This is a genomic window from Streptomyces smaragdinus (assembly GCF_009604385.1).
Lineage (GTDB): Bacteria > Actinomycetota > Actinomycetes > Streptomycetales > Streptomycetaceae > Streptomyces > Streptomyces smaragdinus.
Genome location: NZ_WEGJ01000092.1, coordinates 1 through 2063, shown reverse-complemented (window position 1 = coordinate 2063; position 2063 = coordinate 1). Strand labels below are relative to the sequence as shown.

Sequence of the window (2063 nt, the reverse complement as noted above, 5' to 3'; positions counted from 1 at the left end):
GTGGCGCGAGTTCGCCTCGCGGCCCTGGCTGTGGGCGGTCGTCGTGCAGTTCTCGGTGGTCAACGCCGTCGTCGCGGCGGCCGAGTCGGTGTACGGGCCGCTGATCGCGGAGGACCATCTGGGCGGGAGTTCCCCACGGTTGGCGGGCTAGGGGTGGCGGTGACCAGGGACAATCCGGTAGCCGCCGACGAAAGTAAGGGGACGTTCGACACGCCTGCGCGCGTACGGGAAACGCTCCCAACGCGAGCACGACGCGGCAGTACGCGCGTAGGTGTGTCGGGCGGCCCCGACCCACGACGTGACTGCGGCGCACCACAGCCCAAGGCGAGGTGCACCCCCACCCGGCAGCGAGCCGACAGCGGAGAGAGACCCCCTATCCAGCCCGCCCGGCGTTTGAGGGCGAGGCGCGCAGCGCCGACAAGCCCGGCCGGCGCTTGAGGCCTCCGGCCGAAGGCCGGATGCGCGACAGCCGACGCAAACGGCAGCCAAAGACCGACACAGACGGCCACCGGCCAGAGGCCAACGCACACCGCCGCGCGACGGAGGCCGACGACCACCCCCACCGGACGGTGACAGACACCCCCCGCGAACTACCCGAGCGCCGACTTCACGACATCCGCCAACCGCCCAGCCACAGACCGCGCATGGTCGATGTCCGCGGCCTCGACCATGACCCGCACCAGCGGCTCCGTCCCCGACGGCCGAAGGAGAACCCTCCCGGCGGACCCCAGCTCCGCCTCCGCGTCGGCGACCGCGACCCGGACCTCCGGCGAGCTGTCCACCCGGGACTTGTCCACGTCGGGGACGTTGACCAGGACCTGCGGCAGCCGCTCCATCACGGACGCGAGGTCGGCCAGCGAGCGCCCCGTCGCCGCGACCCGGGCCGCCAGCAGCAGACCCGTCAGCGTCCCGTCGCCGGTAGTGGCGTGATCGAGCACGATCACGTGCCCCGACTGCTCGCCCCCCAGGGCGAACCCGCCCCGCTTCATCTCCTCCAGCACATACCGGTCCCCCACCGCGGTCTGGACGAGCGACACGCCCTCCCGCTCCAGCGCCAGCTTGAACCCCAGGTTCGACATCACCGTCCCCACGACGGTGTTCTCCCGGAGCTTCCCGGCCTCCCGCATCCCCAGAGCCAGCACGGCGAGGATCTGGTCCCCGTCCACCTCGTTGCCCGAGGCGTCCACCGCGAGGCACCGGTCCGCGTCCCCGTCGTGGGCAACGCCCAGGTCCGCCCCGTGAGCCACGACCGCGGCCTTCAGCTTCTCGAGGTGAGTGGACCCGTACCCGTCGTTGATGTTGAGCCCCGTCGGATCGTCCCCGATGGAGATGATCTCCGCCCCGGCAACGGCGAACGCCTCCGGCGACACCCGGGCGGCAGCCCCGTGCGCTCCGTCGACGACGATCTTGAGCCCGTCCAGCCGGTTCGGCAGCACGCCGAGGAGATGCGCGACGTACTTGTCGAACCCCTCGTCGTAGTCGATGACCCGCCCGACCCCGCCGCCCGTGGGCCGGGTCCACGCCTCACCGTGCGCGTGCTTGTGGTACAGCTCCTCGATCGAGTCCTCGAGCGCGTCGGACAGCTTGTGCCCGCCCCGCGCGATGAACTTGATCCCGTTGTCCGGCATCGCGTTGTGGCTGGCGGAGAGCATCACGCCCAGGTCCGCCCCCAGCGCCCCCGTCAGATACGCGACCGCCGGCGTCGGCAGCACCCCGACCCGCAGCACATCGACACCCGCGCTGGCCAGCCCCGCGACCACCGCGGCCTCCAGGAACTCCCCGGACGCCCGCGGATCGCGGCCGACCACGGCCTTCGGCCGGTGACCGTTCTCCGCGCCCGTTCTGGCGAGCACGTGCGCCGCGGCCACCGACAGCCCGAGGGCCAGCTCGGCGGTCAGATCCGCGTTGGCGACACCGCGCACGCCGTCCGTACCGAAGAGTCGAGCCACGTGAGTTCCTCCGATGATCGGTCGTAGCCGGGACGGTGAACTGATGACCACCGTGAAATGAATACCTTCCGACCATACGCGAACGCCCCGGCGGCACTGGACAGTGCCGCCGGG

Annotated in this window: 1 protein-coding gene and 1 pseudogene; one reads left to right on the top strand and one right to left on the bottom strand. The window is 71.7% G+C overall.

Annotated elements, in window-relative coordinates:
* Window positions 1-136: pseudogene (locus SRB5_RS36085) on the top strand (MFS transporter); the annotation flags it as partial.
* Window positions 137-590: 454 nt separating this feature from the next.
* Here SRB5_RS36085 and glmM read toward each other — a convergent pair.
* The gene (gene glmM, locus SRB5_RS35680; protein WP_323379056.1) at window positions 591-1949 is read right to left on the bottom strand and encodes a phosphoglucosamine mutase; all 1359 of its coding nucleotides are present in this window, start codon (window positions 1947-1949) and stop codon (window positions 591-593) included.
* Window positions 1950-2063: the final 114 nt, after the last annotated feature.